General features: G+C 32.7%; 15 protein-coding genes. 4 read left to right on the forward strand and 11 right to left on the reverse strand.

The window, feature by feature from the left end; all coding sequences use genetic code 11:
• Window positions 1-164 precede the first annotated feature (164 nt).
• Together Q9Q97_RS02185 and Q9Q97_RS02190 are read left to right on the forward strand one after the other, a co-directional pair.
• Window positions 165-1136 carry an SPOR domain-containing protein gene (locus Q9Q97_RS02185; protein ID WP_306153975.1) on the forward strand — a complete coding sequence of 324 codons (972 nt, stop codon included), beginning with the start codon at window positions 165-167 and terminating at the stop codon, window positions 1134-1136.
• 120 nt (window positions 1137-1256) lie between these two features.
• Complete coding sequence (locus tag Q9Q97_RS02190) at window positions 1257-1700, forward strand: hypothetical protein (RefSeq protein WP_306153976.1); 444 nt, start codon at window positions 1257-1259, stop codon at window positions 1698-1700.
• Window positions 1701-1742: 42 nt separating this feature from the next.
• Here Q9Q97_RS02190 and Q9Q97_RS02195 read toward each other — a convergent pair whose 3' ends face one another.
• The 7 genes from Q9Q97_RS02195 to Q9Q97_RS02225 all read right to left on the reverse strand — a co-directional run bounded on the left by Q9Q97_RS02195 (window position 1743) and on the right by Q9Q97_RS02225 (window position 13440).
• Window positions 1743-2504, reverse strand: a complete 762-nt coding sequence (locus Q9Q97_RS02195; RefSeq protein ID WP_306153977.1) for a hypothetical protein — start codon at window positions 2502-2504, stop codon at window positions 1743-1745.
• 135 nt (window positions 2505-2639) lie between these two features.
• Window positions 2640-4919, reverse strand: a complete 2280-nt coding sequence (locus Q9Q97_RS02200; protein ID WP_306153978.1) for a helix-turn-helix domain-containing protein — start codon at window positions 4917-4919, stop codon at window positions 2640-2642.
• Window positions 4920-5021: 102 nt separating this feature from the next.
• Window positions 5022-5606, reverse strand: coding sequence for an OmpH family outer membrane protein (locus tag Q9Q97_RS02205; protein WP_306153980.1), 585 nt, complete (start codon window positions 5604-5606; stop codon window positions 5022-5024).
• Between the two features lie 237 nt (window positions 5607-5843).
• Window positions 5844-6692, reverse strand: a complete 849-nt coding sequence (locus tag Q9Q97_RS02210; protein ID WP_306153981.1) for a bifunctional 2-polyprenyl-6-hydroxyphenol methylase/3-demethylubiquinol 3-O-methyltransferase UbiG — start codon at window positions 6690-6692, stop codon at window positions 5844-5846.
• A 343-nt stretch (window positions 6693-7035) separates the two neighbouring features.
• The gene (gene mnmG, locus Q9Q97_RS02215; RefSeq protein WP_306153982.1) at window positions 7036-8907 is read right to left on the reverse strand and encodes a tRNA uridine-5-carboxymethylaminomethyl(34) synthesis enzyme MnmG; all 1872 of its coding nucleotides are present in this window, start codon (window positions 8905-8907) and stop codon (window positions 7036-7038) included.
• A gap of 718 nt (window positions 8908-9625) precedes the next feature.
• Window positions 9626-10045: an rRNA maturation RNase YbeY gene (gene ybeY, locus Q9Q97_RS02220; protein WP_306153984.1), complete on the reverse strand. Its 420-nt coding sequence runs from the start codon at window positions 10043-10045 to the stop codon at window positions 9626-9628.
• Complete coding sequence (locus Q9Q97_RS02225) at window positions 10042-13440, reverse strand: DUF4175 family protein (RefSeq protein ID WP_306153986.1); 3399 nt, start codon at window positions 13438-13440, stop codon at window positions 10042-10044. The genes ybeY and Q9Q97_RS02225 overlap by 4 nt, the downstream gene beginning before the upstream one ends.
• A 163-nt stretch (window positions 13441-13603) precedes the next feature.
• Between Q9Q97_RS02225 and gltX the strand changes: the two genes are divergently transcribed.
• Window positions 13604-15109: a glutamate--tRNA ligase gene (gltX, locus tag Q9Q97_RS02230; RefSeq protein ID WP_306153988.1), complete on the forward strand. Its 1506-nt coding sequence runs from the start codon at window positions 13604-13606 to the stop codon at window positions 15107-15109.
• Between the two features lie 257 nt (window positions 15110-15366).
• Complete coding sequence (locus Q9Q97_RS02235; RefSeq protein WP_306153990.1) at window positions 15367-16350, forward strand: SPFH domain-containing protein; 984 nt, start codon at window positions 15367-15369, stop codon at window positions 16348-16350.
• A 22-nt stretch (window positions 16351-16372) separates the two neighbouring features.
• On the opposite strand, the gene Q9Q97_RS02240 is transcribed toward Q9Q97_RS02235, so the two are convergent.
• From Q9Q97_RS02240 to Q9Q97_RS02255, 4 genes are all read right to left on the reverse strand, one after another.
• Window positions 16373-16627, reverse strand: a complete 255-nt coding sequence (locus Q9Q97_RS02240) for a DUF6327 family protein (RefSeq protein ID WP_306153991.1) — start codon at window positions 16625-16627, stop codon at window positions 16373-16375.
• A gap of 3 nt (window positions 16628-16630) precedes the next feature.
• On the reverse strand, window positions 16631-16981 hold the full coding sequence (locus Q9Q97_RS02245) for a competence protein (RefSeq protein WP_306153993.1): 351 nt from the start codon (window positions 16979-16981) through the stop codon (window positions 16631-16633).
• A 74-nt stretch (window positions 16982-17055) separates the two neighbouring features.
• Window positions 17056-17382, reverse strand: a complete 327-nt coding sequence (locus Q9Q97_RS02250; protein ID WP_306153994.1) for a YtxH domain-containing protein — start codon at window positions 17380-17382, stop codon at window positions 17056-17058.
• A gap of 93 nt (window positions 17383-17475) precedes the next feature.
• Entirely contained in the window at window positions 17476-17955 is a 480-nt protein-coding gene (locus tag Q9Q97_RS02255; protein WP_306153996.1) for a hypothetical protein, read from the reverse strand.
• Between the last annotated feature and the right edge of the window lie 445 nt (window positions 17956-18400).

Consider the following 18400-nt stretch of genomic DNA (forward strand, 5'->3'; position numbering starts at 1 on the left):
AATTTCTTAATAAATTTAAGATTTAATTTTTCCGATTTCGTCAGACCTTCAATAAAAATGAACTTAAATAATTGAAAACGAATTGTCTAAAAATAAATCTCAATTGTTAATAAAAATTGTGAATAAAATTTTGATAACTATAAGCGTTGCATAACTTTGTTGATATGAAAATCGAAGTATATATCTCACAGTTATTGTATCGTTATCAGTGTGTAACGGTTCCAGGATTTGGTGCATTTTTAACAGAAACGCATTCGGCTCAGCTGAATGAAAGCACTAATTCGTTTTTTCCTCCAAAAAAGACTATTTCTTTCAACAGCCGAATCAAAAATAATGATGGACTGTTGGCAAATCATATTGCACAAGCCGAAAAAACATCTTACGGTTTTGCAGTAAGTGCTATTGCGTTTGAAATTTTAAACTGGAAAAAAACACTGGAAGAAGAAGGTGTGATTCTTCTAAAAAATATTGGCGAACTGCGTTTAAACTCTGAAAGCAATATTGTTTTCAAACCAAACGATCATACCAATTACTTGGCAACTTCTTTTGGGTTAAGCCCTTTTGTTTCTCCTATGGTGAAAAAAGAGGTTTTCGAGAAAAAAATCGAAAGGATCGCGGCCAAAGAAAAAGATGCTGTTTTATTGGATGAACATGATGAAGAAACCAAATCTTCAAATCCATTTTTGCGCTATGCTGCCATTCTTGTTTTAGGACTTGGAATTACAGGAAGCATCGGATATCCTTTATATCAAAATCAAATTGACAATCAGACACTTGTTGTAGAACAGGCAGTTCAGAAAAAAGTACAGAACAAAATTCAAGAAGCTACTTTTTTTATCAAAAGTCCGCTTCCTGCTGTAACTCTTTCTGTTGATTCTGCAGCAGTCGAAACTGTTGAACCAACAATGCCTTATCATATTATGGCGGGCGCTTTTAGAAGTGAGCAAAATGCAAGAAAGGCTTATAACCAACTGATAAAAGATGGTTTCAAAGCTAGAATGCTAAAAGAAAACAAACACGGATTGTTTCCTGTTTTGTACGGAAGTTATGCCACAATGAAAGAAGCGGAACAAGCACAAAAAGAAATACAAAAAGGCGAAAATCCTCAAGCTTGGATTCTGGTCGAAAACCTATAAATCTCAAAAAGTCCCGTTCTTCTGAACGGGATTTTTTTTGGCTTATTCTATTCATAAAATGACTTTCTGTTCTCTTTTGTGCAAAATTCCACTTCTACTTTTGCTCAAAAAATTTAAATCATGAAGTACATTTTAAAACTTGCTTTAGTTATAGCAATTGCTCTAAATTCTAATACTTTCTTTGCTCAACAAAATACTACTGAACAAGAGCAGCAATATGCGATCAAAAAAACAACCGACGAGTCAAAAAGAACGATCAATGATCGCAACAGAAAACTTGGAGACGAACAGAATAAACTCAAAAAAGAGCAGAAAAAATTAGACAAACAGCAGAAGGAACTTCAAAACTCCCAAAAAGATCTTCAGAATACCAATAAAAAAATTGAGAAGTTAGAAGCAGACAATCAAAAACTTAGAAATAAAATAAATACGACTTCGGTTTCTGATGAAGCTTTGCAAAAACAAGAAGTAAAAATAAAACAGCAGGAATTAGAAATTCAAAAATTAAAATTGAAGAAAATTCAACAGCAAAAGAAGTTAGAAGAACTTAATGCTTCGGTATAATTCAAAACAAAAAGCCAGATTCTTTTGAATCTGGCTTTTTGTTTATCGTGAAACAATTTTTGCATTCTGTTCCAAAATTGTTTTATCATTTTGCGTTATAATCAATTGAGCTGGAGGCGAGTTATCTTCTCCCAAAACAATAAAATGACATTCATAAACATAGTTGCCTTTTTTAAATTCGTAATGATGATTTCCTCCTGTTCCGTCTGCGAAGAAAACTCCATTTTCAATTATTAAATCTGGAGTATCGGTCATTTTCTTTTTGATTGACCATGAAGCGTAACGATAATTATCATTTCCCAAATCATCAATTCTAATTCTGAACTTTGAGGTTTCGAGAATAGCAATAGGTTTTTTGAAATTTGAAATCGAAGAATTGACATTTTTTTTCTGTGCTGCAATTAAGGAATTCTTCTGTTTCTTCTCGGCATCTGACTGGTAATTGATACTGATAATTTTTCCGTTTGTATCAATCCAAAGATCGCCTTGATATAACATAATTCCGCGCCATCCCACTTCTGACCAGTCTTTTGCCGGATTAGATTTGACGATTTTGTCAATCAAAGTCTTATCAAAAATTTCGTTATATCTTTTTAAAAATTCCGTCTTATTCCTAATCGACGGAATTGGATTTTCGCGATTTAGCGGAAAAGTGATTCGTGCCGCAACCGCATTTTTATTATTATTTTTTACTTCAGAAATAAACGTTGAAATAAACTTTTGATATTCTGGTTTCAGTTCCTGACTTTGTACAAACTGCGAACAGACCATCAGAAAAAAGAAAAAAAGTGCTTTACATTTCATAGCTAAATTTTTAAGAATCAAAATCATACATCAAATTTAATAAAAATGCAATCACAAAATTTTACAAAATTATGGTTCGAATTATCACATTTCCGCTTGTTTCACGTAGGACTGAGAAAGACCGTTCTCAAAAAATTAATTAATACTTGCCTTGAACATTTTTAGTTCATCCCAAGTAAATTCATCTCCATGTTTTTCTTTCAACGGACTCAAAGATTCTTCTTGATAAAATTCAAAAGCCTCGCGAAGGGCCAAAATTTTATCGTAAGGCAAAACATCGTTAATATCCACTTTTTTTACCTGAATCAATTTTATCAAATGCGTTTCTATAGTCTGAACAGTTAGTTTGCGCATTCTTGCAATATCTTCAATCGAATGTTTCTCAAGCCACAGATCATGTGTTTCTTCAACTGTCGTTTTTTTAGCCGTTTTAAGCTCGCTTTTTTCCGCTTTAGCTGATTTGTATCGCACAACAGGCTCTTCTGCTCTAAAAATGTCTGTATTTGTCGTCTGAAGCTCTCCGCGAATTCTTTCCGCTTTGTTGATTTTGTAATTTTTAATATTTGGCGACGACAGCTTTTCTTTGCTGATCGCTTCGCCAGCAACCACAACTTCGATCAATAATTTCGCTTTCATCAATCGTAAAACTGCTTTTGTTTGCAGATCTTCCAGAAAATTCAATTCTTCGTAAAACTCTTTTACTTTTTTAAATTTTTGAATTTCAGCCATTTTATAAATTAAATCATCCACCAATTTGTCCATTGGCTTGAAGAAATAATCGTAGGCCGCTTCTACCCTTTCTTTCACAAAAAGTAGATCGACCGTTTCTTTGCTGAAGATTTTGTTGAGCTGAATGATGAATTTCTGTGAAGGTTCGGCAAGCTGCTCAATCGTGTCCAAACGTTTGTGCGCCCAAACTGCGTGTTTTGTTTTTTCGGAACCAGCCGCATTTTCGTTGTAACTAAAACGATGATTGCGCCATTCTTGTGCTAAATCGTTCCAATTAAAACTGTTTATCAAATAGTTATGAATAAAATTCTTGGTTTCGAAGTGAAGCGAATTTTTTAAAGTTTCTTCGGTTGCTCGGTTCAAAGCGTAATCCATCACATCTTGATCGTTGGAAATGCCATTCATTTGCATCGGAGAAAGCAAAATAAGCCCGTTTAACGAACGCAAACGTGAAAGTGCTACATAGGCCTGCCCGGGCAGAAAAACTTGAGATACGTCGAGCGCTGCTTTGTCAAAAGTTAAACCTTGGCTTTTGTGCACTGTAATCGCCCAAGCCAACTTGATCGGATAATGGGCAAAAGTTCCCAAAACTTCTTCTTCGATATCTTTGGTTTGTTCGTTGACTTTGTAGCGAATATTTTTCCATTCGTACTTTTCGACTTCGAGCGTCATGTTCTCTTCTGGAAAATGAACAAAGATTTCTTCGTCAGACAAAGATTTGATTACGCCCATTTTTCCGTTGAAATATCTTTTTTCAAAAGACAAATCATTTTTAACAAACATAATCTGCGCGCCGACTTTCAATTTCAGTTCTTCTTCAACAGGAAAGATCTTTTCTGGAAAATCTCCAACCACAAATGGTGTATAAACGTATTCTTTACCATCTAAATCATTGATTGACTGTGAGTTGATAGAATCTGCTTTGGCATTGTGTGTTGTCAGCGTGATATAGCCTTTGTTCTCTTTGAAGTCAAAATCTGGCTTAACATACTGATTTAGAACAGCTATGTCTTCTGGAGTAATTTGATTATTTCGAAGATTGTTCAAAACCGAAATAAACGTATCATCGGTCTGGCGATAGATTTTTGACAATTCGATATAAATCGGCGGATAGGTTTGCAGGACATGAGAATGGAAAAAGAATTTTCCTCGGTAATAGTTTTTCAGTGTTCGCCATTCTTCATCTCGAATTACTGGCGGAAGCTGTAACAAATCTCCAATAAACAAAACCTGAACTCCACCAAAAGGCTGTGTATTTCTACGAACCGTCTGCATCATAAAATCGACAGCATCTAGCAAATCGGCGCGCATCATACTCACTTCATCAATAACCAGAAGCTCCATGTTTTTGATTACATTTCGCTTGACGTTATTCATTTTGAAATGACGGCGCAGTGTCTCTTTGTTTTCAAACTTTACCGTTTCTGTAAATTGCGCGCTCGCATCGTACGACGGAATAAACGCAGAAAACGGAAGCTGGAACATGGAATGAATCGTTACTCCGCCCGCATTCAAAGCCGCGATACCAGTTGGCGCAACAACTACAGTATTCTTGTGGGTCGTCGCAATAATTTCGCGCAAAAGCGTAGTTTTTCCTGTTCCTGCTTTTCCGGTTAGAAAAATAGATTTTTGAGTCTGATTGATGAATTGTAAAGTGTAAGCTGCCGCTTCTGAAACGTTCTGCATTTTGCCTGTATTGAAAAATAAAATTACCGCATTTCTATAAAAAGAAAAAACCTAAATCTTTAGTGGATTTAGGTTTTCAGTAATTTAGTTAGTTTGGTAGTGTTATTTTTTAGCTTCGCCTTCTTTTGTTTCAGCTGCTGGTTTAGCATCTGCTTTTGGTGACGCTTTGTATTTATCGTTTAATTCTTTGATGATTTCTTTTGTGATATCATATTTGTCTTCAGCATACAAAACTGTTGCAGCATCTCCTGTTCCGTAGATGTAAGAGTAACCGTTTTTCTTTCCGTACTCTTTGATGAATTTTTTAACTCCACTAACAAGAGAATCCATTTCTACACCACTTTCTTGTTGTAATTGTTGTGCTAATGCTTGTTGTGCATAACCTAATTGCTGCTCTCTTTTTTGCAACTCAGCACCTCTTTGCTGTGCCCAAGCTTGACCGTTTGCTTGTGCCTGGCTTTGAAAATTAGCAGCGTCTTGTTTAAAACGTGAAATCTCAGCTTGTAATTGTCTACCTTTTTCTTCCGCTTGAGCTTTGTACTTTGCCTCTAAATCTTTTGCCTCAGTGTATTCTTTCATCAAAACCGAAGTATCCACGTAAGCTGTTTTTACTTCCTTTACCTCTGCTGTTTTGTTACAAGAAACTGCGAAAACTGAAAGTGCGATAATAACTAATGCTTTTTTCATTTTTTTTAAATTCTATTTTTTAAGTATTGAAGACAAAAATATAAAAAAATCAATAGCATCAGCATAAAGTTTAAAAAATGCTCAAATTTTATGATATTGTTTTTATTTATAGAAAAAATAATAGCAATAATTCAACTTTATAGCATAAATACGGCCATTTTTTTTGACATTTTTTAAAATAAAAAAGCTATTTCTCAAGTGTTTTGAAGAAATAGCTTTTTGCTGATTTTTTAGGTTTTATTTATTCTTTAAAACATAAATATGCGATGAATATTCTTTTGTGTTTTTGGCTTTCCAATTTGATTTTAAACCAACGAAAAAAGCTTTGATATAATTCATTTTTCCTGTTTTGTATTTTTCGGATAAAAGACTCACATAAAACGAATCGAACTTCATTGGAAGTATTTTTTCTAATTTCATATCTACTCTTTCAAAAAGCAATTGAATAGATTTTTTTGAAAAATGCCAAAAGTGAATTGGCACATCATAAGCTGCCCAAAAAGTTCCGTAATGTTGCGCATCAAAAGATTTATGGTTTGGAACCGCAACAATTAAAGTTCCAGTTGGTTTTAATAAACGCTTTAATTCTGCAATTTGTGATTCTAAATTTGGAACGTGTTCTAATACGTGCCACATTGTAATTACATCAAAAGAATTATTTTCTAAAGTGCTTGTTTCTTCTACAAAAGAAATTCCTTTCTGCTTTGCAATATCTTTTGCCCGATCGCTGGGTTCTACCCCAACGGTTTGCCAACCATCATTTTTTGCTGTCAAAAGAAAATCTCCTGTTCCAGCACCAATATCCAAAATTTTACCTTTTTGCGCTTGTTGGCTATTTATTAAATTCAATTTATTTTGAAGTGCAATATTTTTTACAAAGTGGTATGCTTTTTCAAATAACGAACGTTTGTTGTCTGTATGCGAAATATAATCTTCGCTTTCGTAATATCTTCCTAAATTTTGAAGTTCAGGTTGTGGAGAAGTAATTAGCATATCTAACTCTTCATCTTGATATAATTCAAAAATTTCTTTTGAAACAGAATGGTCTTTTACTGTAAGAAAGTGTTTTTTATTTAAAACGTTCATTTTTTAAATTTATAGATATTGGGTTTAATTTATAGCAAATCCTAAAAGCGAAATTCTATCGCTTTTAGGATTTTTATTTTAGTTTATTTTTTAATCTTTTTCAAAAATATGATAACTCAACTTTATTGCAATCTTCTGATAGCTTTCAAAAACAGTTTTATTTGCTTTACAATTCAGTTTATCAAATTTAAAAAACAATTAAAAATGATATTTATTTTTATAAAATCATTTCAATTTTAAGAAAAGGTTTCACGTGGAACAAGAATATTTTAGATTCAAAATTCAGATTTTATAGTTTCACGTGGAACACTTGCATTTTAAATCTAAAATCTAACTCAGAAAATTACCTTCCCATATAAATCAAAAGCACGGAAATATCACTTGGTGATACTCCGCTTATTCTTGAAGCTTGAGAAATGGTTACAGGACGAATCTTGCTTAATTTCTGTTTTGCTTCAATCGACATTGATTTAATTTTATCGTAATCGAAATTTTCTGGAATCTTTACTTCTTCTAAACGATTTAGTTTATCTGCATTATTTCTTTCTTTTTCGATATAACCAGAATATTTTACTTGGATTACGGCTTGTTCTACAATTTCTTCGTCCAAATCATTTTCTTTGATATATTCTGAAACCTTTTCAAATTTCAACATATCTTCTAATTCGATTTGTGGACGAGAAAAAATCTTGAACATTTTATCTCCTTGCGAAATCGGCGCAGATTCTTTCGATTCTAAAATCGGATTGGTTTCTGCAACACTTACGCTCGTCTCTCTAAAGAACGAAACCATCTTTTCAGACTCGTTTAATTTTCTTTCCATTCTGCGTAAACGATCTTCAGAAGCTAAACCAATTTCATATGACATTGGAGTCAATCTAAAATCGGCATTATCTTGACGCAACAAAGTTCTATACTCTGCTCTTGATGTAAACATACGATATGGTTCTTCTGTTCCTTTCGTAATTAAATCATCAATTAAAACTCCGATATACGCTTCATCACGTTTTAAAATCAGTGGCTCTTTTTCGTGCACTTTCAAGTGTGCATTTATTCCGGCCATCAAACCTTGAGAAGCTGCTTCTTCGTATCCTGTTGTTCCGTTAATTTGTCCAGCAAAATATAAACCTTCAACCAACTTCGTTTCCAAAGTATGTTTCAATTGAGTTGGAGGAAAGAAATCATATTCGATTGCATAACCTGGACGAAAGAATTTTACTTTCTCAAATCCAGCAACAGAACTCAAAGCTTTAAATTGAATATCTTCTGGAAGTGAAGTTGAAAATCCGTTTACGTAAACTTCGCAAGTATTCCATCCTTCTGGCTCCACAAATAATTGATGACGTTCTTTATCTGCAAAACGATTAATTTTATCTTCGATAGAAGGGCAATATCTGGGACCTAAACTTTTGATTCTTCCGTTGAACATTGGTGAACGATCGAAACCTTCTCTCAAAATATCATGAACATCCAACGAAGTATACGTCATGAAACAAGAACGCTGATGCGTTAATGGAGTTGTCAAATCTGAATATGAAAACTTATCTGGTTTTGCATCTCCTTTTTCTTCGTTCATTTTAGAATAATCCAAAGAACGTCCATCTACACGAGGAGGCGTTCCTGTTTTCATTCTTCCTGCTTCAAAACCCGCTTTGATCAAATCTTCGGTAATTCCAGTTGCAGCACTTTCTCCTGCTCTTCCTCCACCGAATTGTTTTTCTCCGATATGAATCAAACCATTCAAAAAAGTACCATTCGTTAAAACGACAGACTTCGCTTTGATTTCTACACCAAGCGAAGTTCTAATTCCTTTTATTTTTCCGTCTTCAATAATTAACCCTTTTACCATCTCTTGATAAAAATCAAGATTTGGAGTTTTCTCCAACATCATTCTCCATTCTTCTGCAAAACGCATTCTGTCGCTTTGAACTCTTGGAGACCACATTGCAGGTCCTTTCGATTTATTCAACATCTTAAATTGAATTGCCGTGCGATCGGAAACAATTCCCGAATATCCACCGAGCGCATCAATTTCGCGAACGATCTGTCCTTTTGCAATTCCACCCATCGCAGGATTGCAAGACATCTGTGCTATGTTTTGCAAACTCATTGTAACCAATAAAGTTTTTGATCCCAAATTTGCAGCCGCAGCCGCAGCTTCAGAACCAGCATGGCCTGCACCAACCACAATAACATCGTATTCTTCTAAAAACATTTTGTTTTATTATTCTCCAAAAACCGCTAAAGCGGTTTCTAGAATTACATTTTATTTTCTTTGTTCCACGTGGAACGTGTATTTTTTAATCTTCAATATTAAAATTCTAAATTCCAAAATTAGAATCTTCAAACTGTAAATCTTCAAACTGTAATCTTCAAATCCAAACGTTCCACGTGAAACATCTTTATATCAAAACCAAAAAACCCCAAACAGAACTTCCAAACAGAACTTCCAAACAGAACTTCCAAATAGAACTTCCAAATAGAACTTCCAAATAGAACTTCCAAATAGAACTTCCAAATAGAACTTCCAAATAGAACTTTCAAATAGAACTTTCAAATAGAACTTTTAAATAGAACTTTTAATAGAACTTTCAAACAAAACTTTCAAACAGAACTTTCAATAGAACTTTCAATAGAACTTTCAATAGAACTTTCAATAGAACTTTCAATAGAACTTTCAATAGAACTTTCAATAGAACTCTCAAACAGAACTTCTAAAATCATGTTCCACGTGAAACACTATTCATCTTTTCTAAATATCAGATTTAAATATCGTTCCACGTGGAACGATTTATATCAAAGAATCACTTCTCTTTTACAACGTTCCACGTGGAACGTTTATATTATTCTGAATCAAAAATGTTTCACGTGGAACATTTTAAAAACCAAATCTTAAAACGTTTCACATGGAACATAATTTTAAAGAAGTTTAATTACTGTTCCACGTGAAACATCTTCATCTTTTCCTCTTCCTTTGCTCTCATTAATTGAGCATCTTTATCAGATTTATCTTTGTACCCGCAGTAGTGAAGTATACCGTGTGAGAGCACTCTCTTAAGCTCTTCAGCAAATGAAACATTAAAGTCTTTAGCATTGTCTGCAACACGCTCTACAGAAACAAAAATATCTCCATTTAACTCGTTACCAACAGTATAATCAAAACTGATAATATCAGTAAGCGTATCATGATCTAGATATTCAACGTTAATCTTATGAAGATATTCATCGTCACAAAATATATAATTGATTTCTCCTTCAGTCTTATTCTCAGAAACAATTACAGCACTTAGCCAATCGCTAAAAGCCTGCTCGTCTCCTAAAGTAAAATCTGTTTCGTAATTAAAATTTATCATTTTATATTAAAGTATTCTTGAACTTTTTGATTAAAATTCGAGCGCAAAGGTAGTGATTGTCTGTTTAATATCTCTACACTGTTTAAATATTCCAATAATAAACTTGGTAAAGCATTTGAACGATTAGTAAATTCAGCCTTATTGGTTTCAGATTGTCTTTGTGTATCTTGTCCTTGTTGCTGAACCGCGTTGTTTAATTTCCATAATTCTTGTTGAATATTTAAAATACGTTGCAAGTTCTCATTCTTAAAACCTTTATTTAAAATCTGTTTTTCAGATTGCTTCATCTGGTCTATTACAGATTTCCCTTGAGAGTCCAAACCTTTCTTTGCTAATTCTTTTTGCAATGCTTCACGAAGTTTAACTTGCTCTTTGTAAATCTCCATAATAGCCTCTGCATCTCCTTCCCCATCTTCACCTTCTTTTCCATCCTTTCCATCTTTACCATTACCAGAACCTTGGTTACCTTGTCCGCTTTTTCCTTTTCCATCTTTGCCTTGGCCTTCTTTTCCATTGCCATCTTTACCTTGTCCCTGACCTTGTTTACCTTCTCCACTTTGTCCTTGTTGCCCTTCTCCAGGTTTACTTCCAGGCTTCATTCCTTCTTTCATTTTATCAGCAAGACCTTTTTGCTTTTGTATAATATCTGGCAATTGCATTCCTTGTCCGTCTCCTGGTTTAGGTTTTCCAGCTCCCGGTTTAGGCATAGACATTTGCATATTATTCAACAAATCACTTAAGAAATCGGCTAACTTATTGGCAGATGAAACTGCATATTGCTGGTGTGAAACTCCTCTCGGAATCTGAACATCAGTTAAGGTTTCAATAGCCTTGTCCATGTTGTATTGTACATTACCAATTTCTTTTGTTACATCTTCTGCAACCTTTGGGTTACGTAATGAAAGTGCAAACAAGCTATCATCAACATGTCTAAACTGTTGTTTTAAATTCTGCTGAATCTTGATATTTTTTGTGAATGTAGAAGAACCTAATTTCATTGCTTTGAACTGTTTCATCACATCTTCTTGTGACAAAGAATATGCTAAAAGATTATCCAGAATCTGACGAAGCATTGCTACATCTTCTTCCAATTGTTCTTGCTCGCCACCTTCCATTTCGCTCTGCATTTCCTGAGCCATGTTCTTCATTTTCTTGGCAGCACTTTTCTGTTTTGGTTTGGCTCCAGAAGTATTCTTTTTACTCAATTCCTCAGAAGCTTTTTGAAGATCATTATCTACATCTTTCTCTTTAGAAGCATCAGAAGGAATATCTAAAGGTTTCTTTAAAGTCTTATTTTCTTCTTTCAAATCTTTTAAATCTTCCTGAATCTTATCAAAAGATTTATTGATTTCATCTTGCTTTTCTTTTGTATTTTCTTTCTCTTTATTTGATAACTGTTCCTGTTGTTCTGACAGTTTGTTTAGTTTCTCAGCAACTTGTTCTGCTTTCTTAGAAACATAAAAACGCTTCGTCAGCTCAACTAATTGTTCTAGATTACGAGATTGGTTTTTACTGATTTGTTTGAACTTTTCCATTTTATCAAACAGATCTTCGCTGTTTAATTTATCATTTAAGTTCTTCAATTCATCTAATAATTTCTGATTCTTTTCCAAATCTTTCTGTGCATTATCTAAACGCTTTTGTAAATCTTCAGCGGTTTTATCTTTCTTATCGTCTTTGAATTTATCCAAATTCTGATTCATTTTCTCAGAGAATTGTTTCATCATTTCGTCTTGCTGTTTCTGACGTTTGATAAAATCATTGATCTTCTGCTGATCTTTAAACTCTAGATTATCTTTTTCTTTCCCTGTATTTTGAAGCTTATCCATTTCAGAAATCTGCTTGGTTTGATTCTTCAAAGATTTAGATAAACTATTGATGTTATTATTTTGCTGCTGTAATTCTTGGTCCTGAATTTCATCTGTTGTAGCTACGCGATCTGAAAACGTAGAAGACTTTGTACTCTTAAATCCGTGTGGTGCATCGTTATCAAAAACCTCAAAATAGTATTCGTAAGATACTCCTTCTTCAACTGGAAGATTGCTTGGAAAATTAAAAACAAACTGATCGAATACACCTGACTTGACATTGATATTTCCACGTTTAGCAGACTGTGGTTTGTTACGTTCGTAGTACACAATCTGTAATCTTGAAAGTCCATAATCGTCTCCTACTCTTCCTAGAATATAGTTCTTATCTAGCTTCAAACTGTCTGGCGCAGGCCCAACATTGATGGTTGGAAACTGATCTTTAATAACAGAAAGCTGATAATCTAGTTTTTCGTAGTTTTTAACCTTAAAATTAGATGTAAGTATTTGATATTCGGTATTTTGACTAATATTTTTAGCCAATTTAAACTCATTTTCTGCCTTATTGAACTTCAAAACTTCATTTTCTCTTTTCCACACTACTTCTTGTGTAGATTTGGTGTTCATTCTCCAAGTGACAGTCGTTCCTTCAGGTATAATTGCATTTCCAGTTCCTTGAATTGTCTCTGATTTTTTCTTTAGGTAAGAAGGAAAATTCAAAACCATTTCGAAGTTTGCAATAGACGGAACAGTGATTACTGTCAATTCATAATCTTCCGAAACTACATTATTTCCTTCAAAAGAAAACTGGATATTCTCTGTTGGTTTTTCAACTTTAAATTCAAACTTTCCAGGTTGAGAAGATTCCATAAAATAGCTTTCGTCACCAACATGAATCATCACATTTTCTGGAACAATGTTTCCAACAGATTCCATTTTGATAACGAAATCTCTATTTTGTTCTGCTTGTAAACTAGAATTTAGAACTACAAATTTGAAAGGAGCTGGAGGTAAAAATGCAGAATTGAAATGCACTACTCTATTCAAACTTTGAGAAATTACATTGCTATTTCCAGAAATATAAAACACTGCAAAAAGTAAAATTGGAACTAAAGCCAATGGCAAATATTTTTTGTTCGCTTTAAAATTGATTGCATTTCCAAAAGGAATTGGTTGCAGAGAATTTGCTTTTTGTTCTATCGAAGCCAAAACTAACTCAGAACTTTCAGCATTATTTTCTGAAGACAATTGTAAAAAGTTCGTCAGCTTATCACTCACTTCTGTGAAATGATTTCCAATAATTTTAGAAGCTTGGGTATAATCAATTCCTTTTTGAAGTTTGAATAATTTGAATAATGGAAATACAATTAAACGAATTAAAAGGAAAACTTCAACAGCAATAAATACCCAAAATAAAAACGTTCTTCCTAATGGTTTTAACCAAAGAAAGTATTCTACAAAAAGCGTAAACAAGAAATACAAAAGTCCGAATCCAGTAAAAAGTAAGATCCCTTTTATCAATTCGTTGGTATAATATTTCTTAATGAAAGCCTCTAGCTTTTGATATATCGCAGATGATGTTTTCAAAATAAATCTATTTTAATTATAACCTATAAAAGTAGTAATTATTGAGATTCAAATTCCAAAAAATAAATTCCAAATTCCAACTGCAATGCAAGCTTGGAATTTGGAATTTTAAAAAATTTGGAATTTAAGTAATGTTGTATCTTTGCATCAAAATATAAACAAAATGTCAAAGCAAGTTCGTGTGCGTTTTGCACCAAGTCCGACTGGACCATTACATATTGGCGGAGTGCGTACTGCCCTATTTAATTATTTATTTGCCAAAAAACATAACGGTGTTTTTTATCTGAGAATTGAAGATACAGATCAGACCCGTTTTGTTCCAGGAGCTGAAGCTTACATTATGGAAGCTTTGGAATGGTTAGGAATTGCTCCTGAAGAAACAGTTGGAAAAAATGAAAAATTTGGTCCGTACAGACAAAGCGAACGTAAAGATTTATACCAACAATATGCCGATCAATTAATAAATTCGGGTTGGGCATATTATGCTTTTGATACTCCGGAAGCTTTGGATGCTCATAGAAAACAGCATGAAGCAGAAGGAAAAACATTTATTTACAATCATCATAATCGTGAAAAACTAGATACTTCTTTAGTAATTTCTGCAGAAGAAACGGCTAAGAGAATTGCAAATGGTGAACATTATGTTATTCGTTTTAAAACTCCAGTTGATGAAACTTTGCATTTGAAAGATATTATTCGTGGCGATGTTAAGTTCGAAACGAATCTTTTGGATGATAAAGTTCTTTTCAAAAGTGACGGAATGCCAACTTATCATTTGGCTAATATTGTTGATGATCATTTAATGGAAACTTCACATGTAATTCGTGGAGAAGAATGGTTGCCTTCTATGCCACTTCACGTTTTATTATACAGAGCTTTTAATTGGGAAGCTCCAGAATTTGCACATTTACCTTTGATTTTGAAACCAATTGGAAATGGTAAATTATCAAAAAGAGATGGAGACAAAATGGGATTCCCAGTATTTCCTTTAGAATGGAAAACAGAAGAAGGCATTTCATCTGGTTATAGAGAAAAAGGATTTTTCCCAGAAGCAGTTGTAAACTTCCTTGCTTTACTTGGATGGAATGATGGAACTGATAAAGAAATTTATTCTCTAGAAGAATTGGCTGCATCTTTTGACTTGAGCAGAGTTCACAAAGCTGGAGCAAAATTTGATCCTGAAAAAAATAAATGGTTTAACCACCAATATTTAATAAAACAAAATGATGCAGATTTAGCAAAAGACTTCACTCCTATTTTAGTAAAAAAAGGTGTTGCCATTTCTAAATATGATATTACAAGAATTGTTTCTTTGATTAAAGAAAGAGCCAATTTTGTTTCTGATTTTTGGGATTTAACAGATTTCTTTTTCCAAGCACCAACAGCTTACGATGAAAAAGCAAGCAAAAATTGGAAGGAAGAAACACCAGCTTTAATGCAAGAATTGATTTCGACTCTTGAATATATTGATGGTTTTGATTCTGCTAATATCGAAGCCATCGTAAAAGATTGGTTAACTAAAAATGAAATCGGAATGGGGAAAGTGATGCAACCTTTCCGTCTTAGTTTGGTTGGAGCTTTAAAAGGTCCTCACCTATTTGACATTGTAGAAATCATTGGAAAAAAAGAAACTATTTCTAGAATTCAGAAAGCGATTTCAATTTTATAAAGAAATTTTACCATTAAGATATTAAGATAATTAAGCTTGACTTGATGGTAAAAATTGAGAAAGTTTTTTTAAGATCATAAAGCTTAATTGTCTTGACAAAGATTGTCTTAATTACCTTAATGCCTTAATGGTTCAAAAAAAAATCAAACGCTAAGTAACATCTCAAAAATGTTCTTAGCGTTTTTTTAATGTTTAATAATTTTCATTTAGAAGAATTTTCGTAATTTACCAGAATCATAAACATAAATTAAATAACCATGGGTACAGGATTAATTATCTTTTTAGTATTGGCATTCTTCATTTTTATGTCGTCTTTCTTTACTGTAAAACAACAAACTTCAGTTGTTATCGAACGATTTGGAAAATTTCAAAGTGTTAGAAATTCAGGATTACAATTAAAAATTCCGATTGTTGATAGATTGGCCGGACGTGTAAATCTTAAAATTCAGCAGCTGGATGTTATCATCGAAACTAAAACTAGAGACAACGTTTTTATCAAAATGAAAGTTTCAGTTCAGTTTAAAGTGATTCAAGAAAAAGTATACGAAGCATTTTATAAACTAGAATATCCACACGATCAGATTACTTCTTATGTATTTGATGTTGTTCGTGCCGAAGTTCCGAAACTAAAATTGGATGACGTATTTGAAAGAAAAGATGATATCGCAGTTGCAGTAAAACGTGAATTGAACGAAGCAATGTCTACTTACGGATACGATATCATCAATACTTTGGTTACTGATATTGATCCAGATATCCAGGTAAAAAATGCAATGAACAGAATCAACGCTGCTGATAGAGAAAAAACAGCTGCAGAATTTGAAGCTGAAAGTTCTAGAATTAGAATCGTTGCAAAAGCAAAAGCCGAAGCTGAAAGTAAACGTTTGCAAGGACAAGGTATTGCAGATCAACGTCGTGAAATTGCAAGAGGTCTTGTAGAAAGTGTTGAAGTTTTGAACAATGTGGGTATTAATTCTCAAGAAGCTTCTGCCCTAATTGTAGTAACTCAACATTATGATACTTTACAATCTATTGGATCTGATACAAACTCTAACTTGATTCTTCTTCCAAATTCTCCACAAGCTGGAAGCGATATGCTAAATAATATGGTTGCTTCGTTTACAGCTTCTAACCAAGTTGGAGAAATGATGAAAAAGAATACTCCTAAAAAAGTAGAAAAACATAAACCAACTCAACAGCAATCTGGTTATGAAGATGACACTCAACCAGAAGTTCAATAATAATTGAAATAAAAAAAGAGGCTTAATTGCCTCTTTTTTTATTCATAAACCAATTGATAACAAATGGTAAAAGCGATTGTAAAATTTCTGGAAATGATTTTTTGACATAACCTGTATAAGATGAAATAAAACCATTTACCATATTTTGCGGTGTGATGCTTTCTTTAGTTTTCTGAAAACTCAAAACCAATTTCTGATAATTGATTTCTTTTTCGAGTTTTAGAATTTCCAGATCCCTTTCAATCTCAGCATACGAAGAGTATTTTTTTCTTTCCATAAATTAATCATTAAAAAAGATTTCTGAAAATTTTTCTAAAATTGGTCCCTCCACCATCTTATCTTTTATAAAGAAAAGTAAAACAGTTATAACCAAATAGATTCCTCCTACTGTTAAAAAACCGAGAGCATTACTTTCAAACAAAGAACCAAAAGCATAAGCTGCAGCAAAAGATCCAAAAATTAAGACCATACTAAAACACAACAAAATCAAAGTAAACTTAAAAATCAGAGTTGTAGATTTCATTGCAACCTTAAAGCCCCAAAGTTTGTAATACGCTAAATGGCTTTCAATATATTCTTTAGCCTGATCCTGAACTTTTTCAGTGTTTTCTTTTAATTCTTCAAAAGCCATAATTAAAATTTTAAATAAAAAAAAAGCACAAACTATCTTATAAAAATAAGCCAGTATTGTGCTTTATAAAAATATTATTTCTGAAGTTTAGCGTTCTGTGCTTTTAATTCAGCAAGTTTAGTTTCTAAAAAAGTAATTACTTCTTCTGTTTTGTGACTAACATTTGATAATAAATCATTTAAAGTTCCATCCAGGTTTTTTGTTGCGCCAGTAAATTTTTCACGCAGAACTTCAGAACTTGCATCAAACGAATCTTTTAGATTATGTTTGGCGTCATCAATTCCTTCTTTTAATTTAGCTCTGGTTTTTGATCCTTTATCTGGAGCAAATAAAATCCCGATCGCTGCTCCTGCCGCTGCCGCTGCTAAAATTGCCGCTGCTGTATTTAAATTTTTAGACATGATAGTTACAATTTAAAATTATTAATAAAGATACTCTTTTTTAAACTGATAAAACTTTGATTAATTGTAATTTACAAAAATTTAACAGTATTATTAATACACATAACCTACAGCTTCGTATTTGCCATCTCCCTTATCAACAATGCTAACAAAAGGATAACCATTTGAAGCCGATTTAGTTTTGATTCTCATAGCAGTTTGGTTCTGATTTGCAATTGGCGGTTCGCCTTTTGTCCTAGTCGAGACCCCAGTAAAACTAGCAGCTTGTTTCAGCCCTATTGTTTTTTCTTGTGGTAAAACAGTAACCATTTTGTAATCGTCTTTTGAATCTACTACTATTTTATCAGAAACTTTCTGAGTTTGTTTTGTTTGTTTGTTAGTAATTGATGAAACGGCGTGTTTACTAATTTTGATTTCTTCAGAACTTCCGTTTAAATTATAATAAACAAAACCATTTTCGTTTTTAATAAAATTTACATCAAGTTCTTCTCCATTGTGTTTTGTAATTTGATGTGTTTGTGAAATTGCTACGTTTGCAAATAACAATGCTAGTGTGAAATATAAAATTTTCATGATAATTAGATTTAAAATTAAAAATTGTCAGATTTGAAATTTAAAAACTAAACTTTCACACAAATTCAACATTATGGAATTTTGTACATTATGATATAATTTGAAAAATATCTTTTTTACGATAGAAATTATCAAAACTTACATCACAATAAAAATCAGAACATAAAATTGTCTTTTTGGGAAATCAATTTTGAAAACTATTGTTATAAAAATTACGAGTTTCTAAAAACAATAAATTTCAACTTAGATTCTTTACGGCAAATTTTAATTTTTTACAAAAATCATCTCTGACTTTTGATAGTGAGTTAAAAATAGCAGTTTTATAAACAATTGTGTGTTAACAAGCCGTTAAACTGACTAAAATGACAGTAAAAATTAAAATAAAGACTGTAAATAAACAATAATATAAAAAATGAGTTATCTATCAGCTAAGTTTTAAAAACGT

It is taken from the genome of Flavobacterium sp. DG2-3 (genome assembly GCF_030730925.1).
Taxonomy (GTDB): Bacteria; Bacteroidota; Bacteroidia; order Flavobacteriales; family Flavobacteriaceae; genus Flavobacterium.

Bases quoted from the DNA above. Each gene is read 5' to 3' on its own strand.
- Q9Q97_RS02185 (WP_306153975.1), top strand. From the start codon at position 165: ATGAAAATCGAAGTATATATCTCACAGTTATTGTATCGTTATCAGTGT.
- Q9Q97_RS02190 (WP_306153976.1), top strand. From the start codon at position 1,257: ATGAAGTACATTTTAAAACTTGCTTTAGTTATAGCAATTGCTCTAAAT.
- Q9Q97_RS02195 (WP_306153977.1), bottom strand. From the start codon at position 2,504: ATGAAATGTAAAGCACTTTTTTTCTTTTTTCTGATGGTCTGTTCGCAG.
- Q9Q97_RS02200 (WP_306153978.1), bottom strand. From the start codon at position 4,919: ATGCAGAACGTTTCAGAAGCGGCAGCTTACACTTTACAATTCATCAAT.
- Q9Q97_RS02205 (WP_306153980.1), bottom strand. From the start codon at position 5,606: ATGAAAAAAGCATTAGTTATTATCGCACTTTCAGTTTTCGCAGTTTCT.
- Q9Q97_RS02210 (WP_306153981.1), bottom strand. From the start codon at position 6,692: ATGAACGTTTTAAATAAAAAACACTTTCTTACAGTAAAAGACCATTCT.
- mnmG (WP_306153982.1), bottom strand. From the start codon at position 8,907: ATGTTTTTAGAAGAATACGATGTTATTGTGGTTGGTGCAGGCCATGCT.
- ybeY (WP_306153984.1), bottom strand. From the start codon at position 10,045: ATGATAAATTTTAATTACGAAACAGATTTTACTTTAGGAGACGAGCAG.
- gltX (WP_306153988.1), top strand. From the start codon at position 13,604: ATGTCAAAGCAAGTTCGTGTGCGTTTTGCACCAAGTCCGACTGGACCA.
- Q9Q97_RS02235 (WP_306153990.1), top strand. From the start codon at position 15,367: ATGGGTACAGGATTAATTATCTTTTTAGTATTGGCATTCTTCATTTTT.
- Q9Q97_RS02240 (WP_306153991.1), bottom strand. From the start codon at position 16,627: ATGGAAAGAAAAAAATACTCTTCGTATGCTGAGATTGAAAGGGATCTG.
- Q9Q97_RS02245 (WP_306153993.1), bottom strand. From the start codon at position 16,981: ATGGCTTTTGAAGAATTAAAAGAAAACACTGAAAAAGTTCAGGATCAG.
- Q9Q97_RS02250 (WP_306153994.1), bottom strand. From the start codon at position 17,382: ATGTCTAAAAATTTAAATACAGCAGCGGCAATTTTAGCAGCGGCAGCG.
- Q9Q97_RS02255 (WP_306153996.1), bottom strand. From the start codon at position 17,955: ATGAAAATTTTATATTTCACACTAGCATTGTTATTTGCAAACGTAGCA.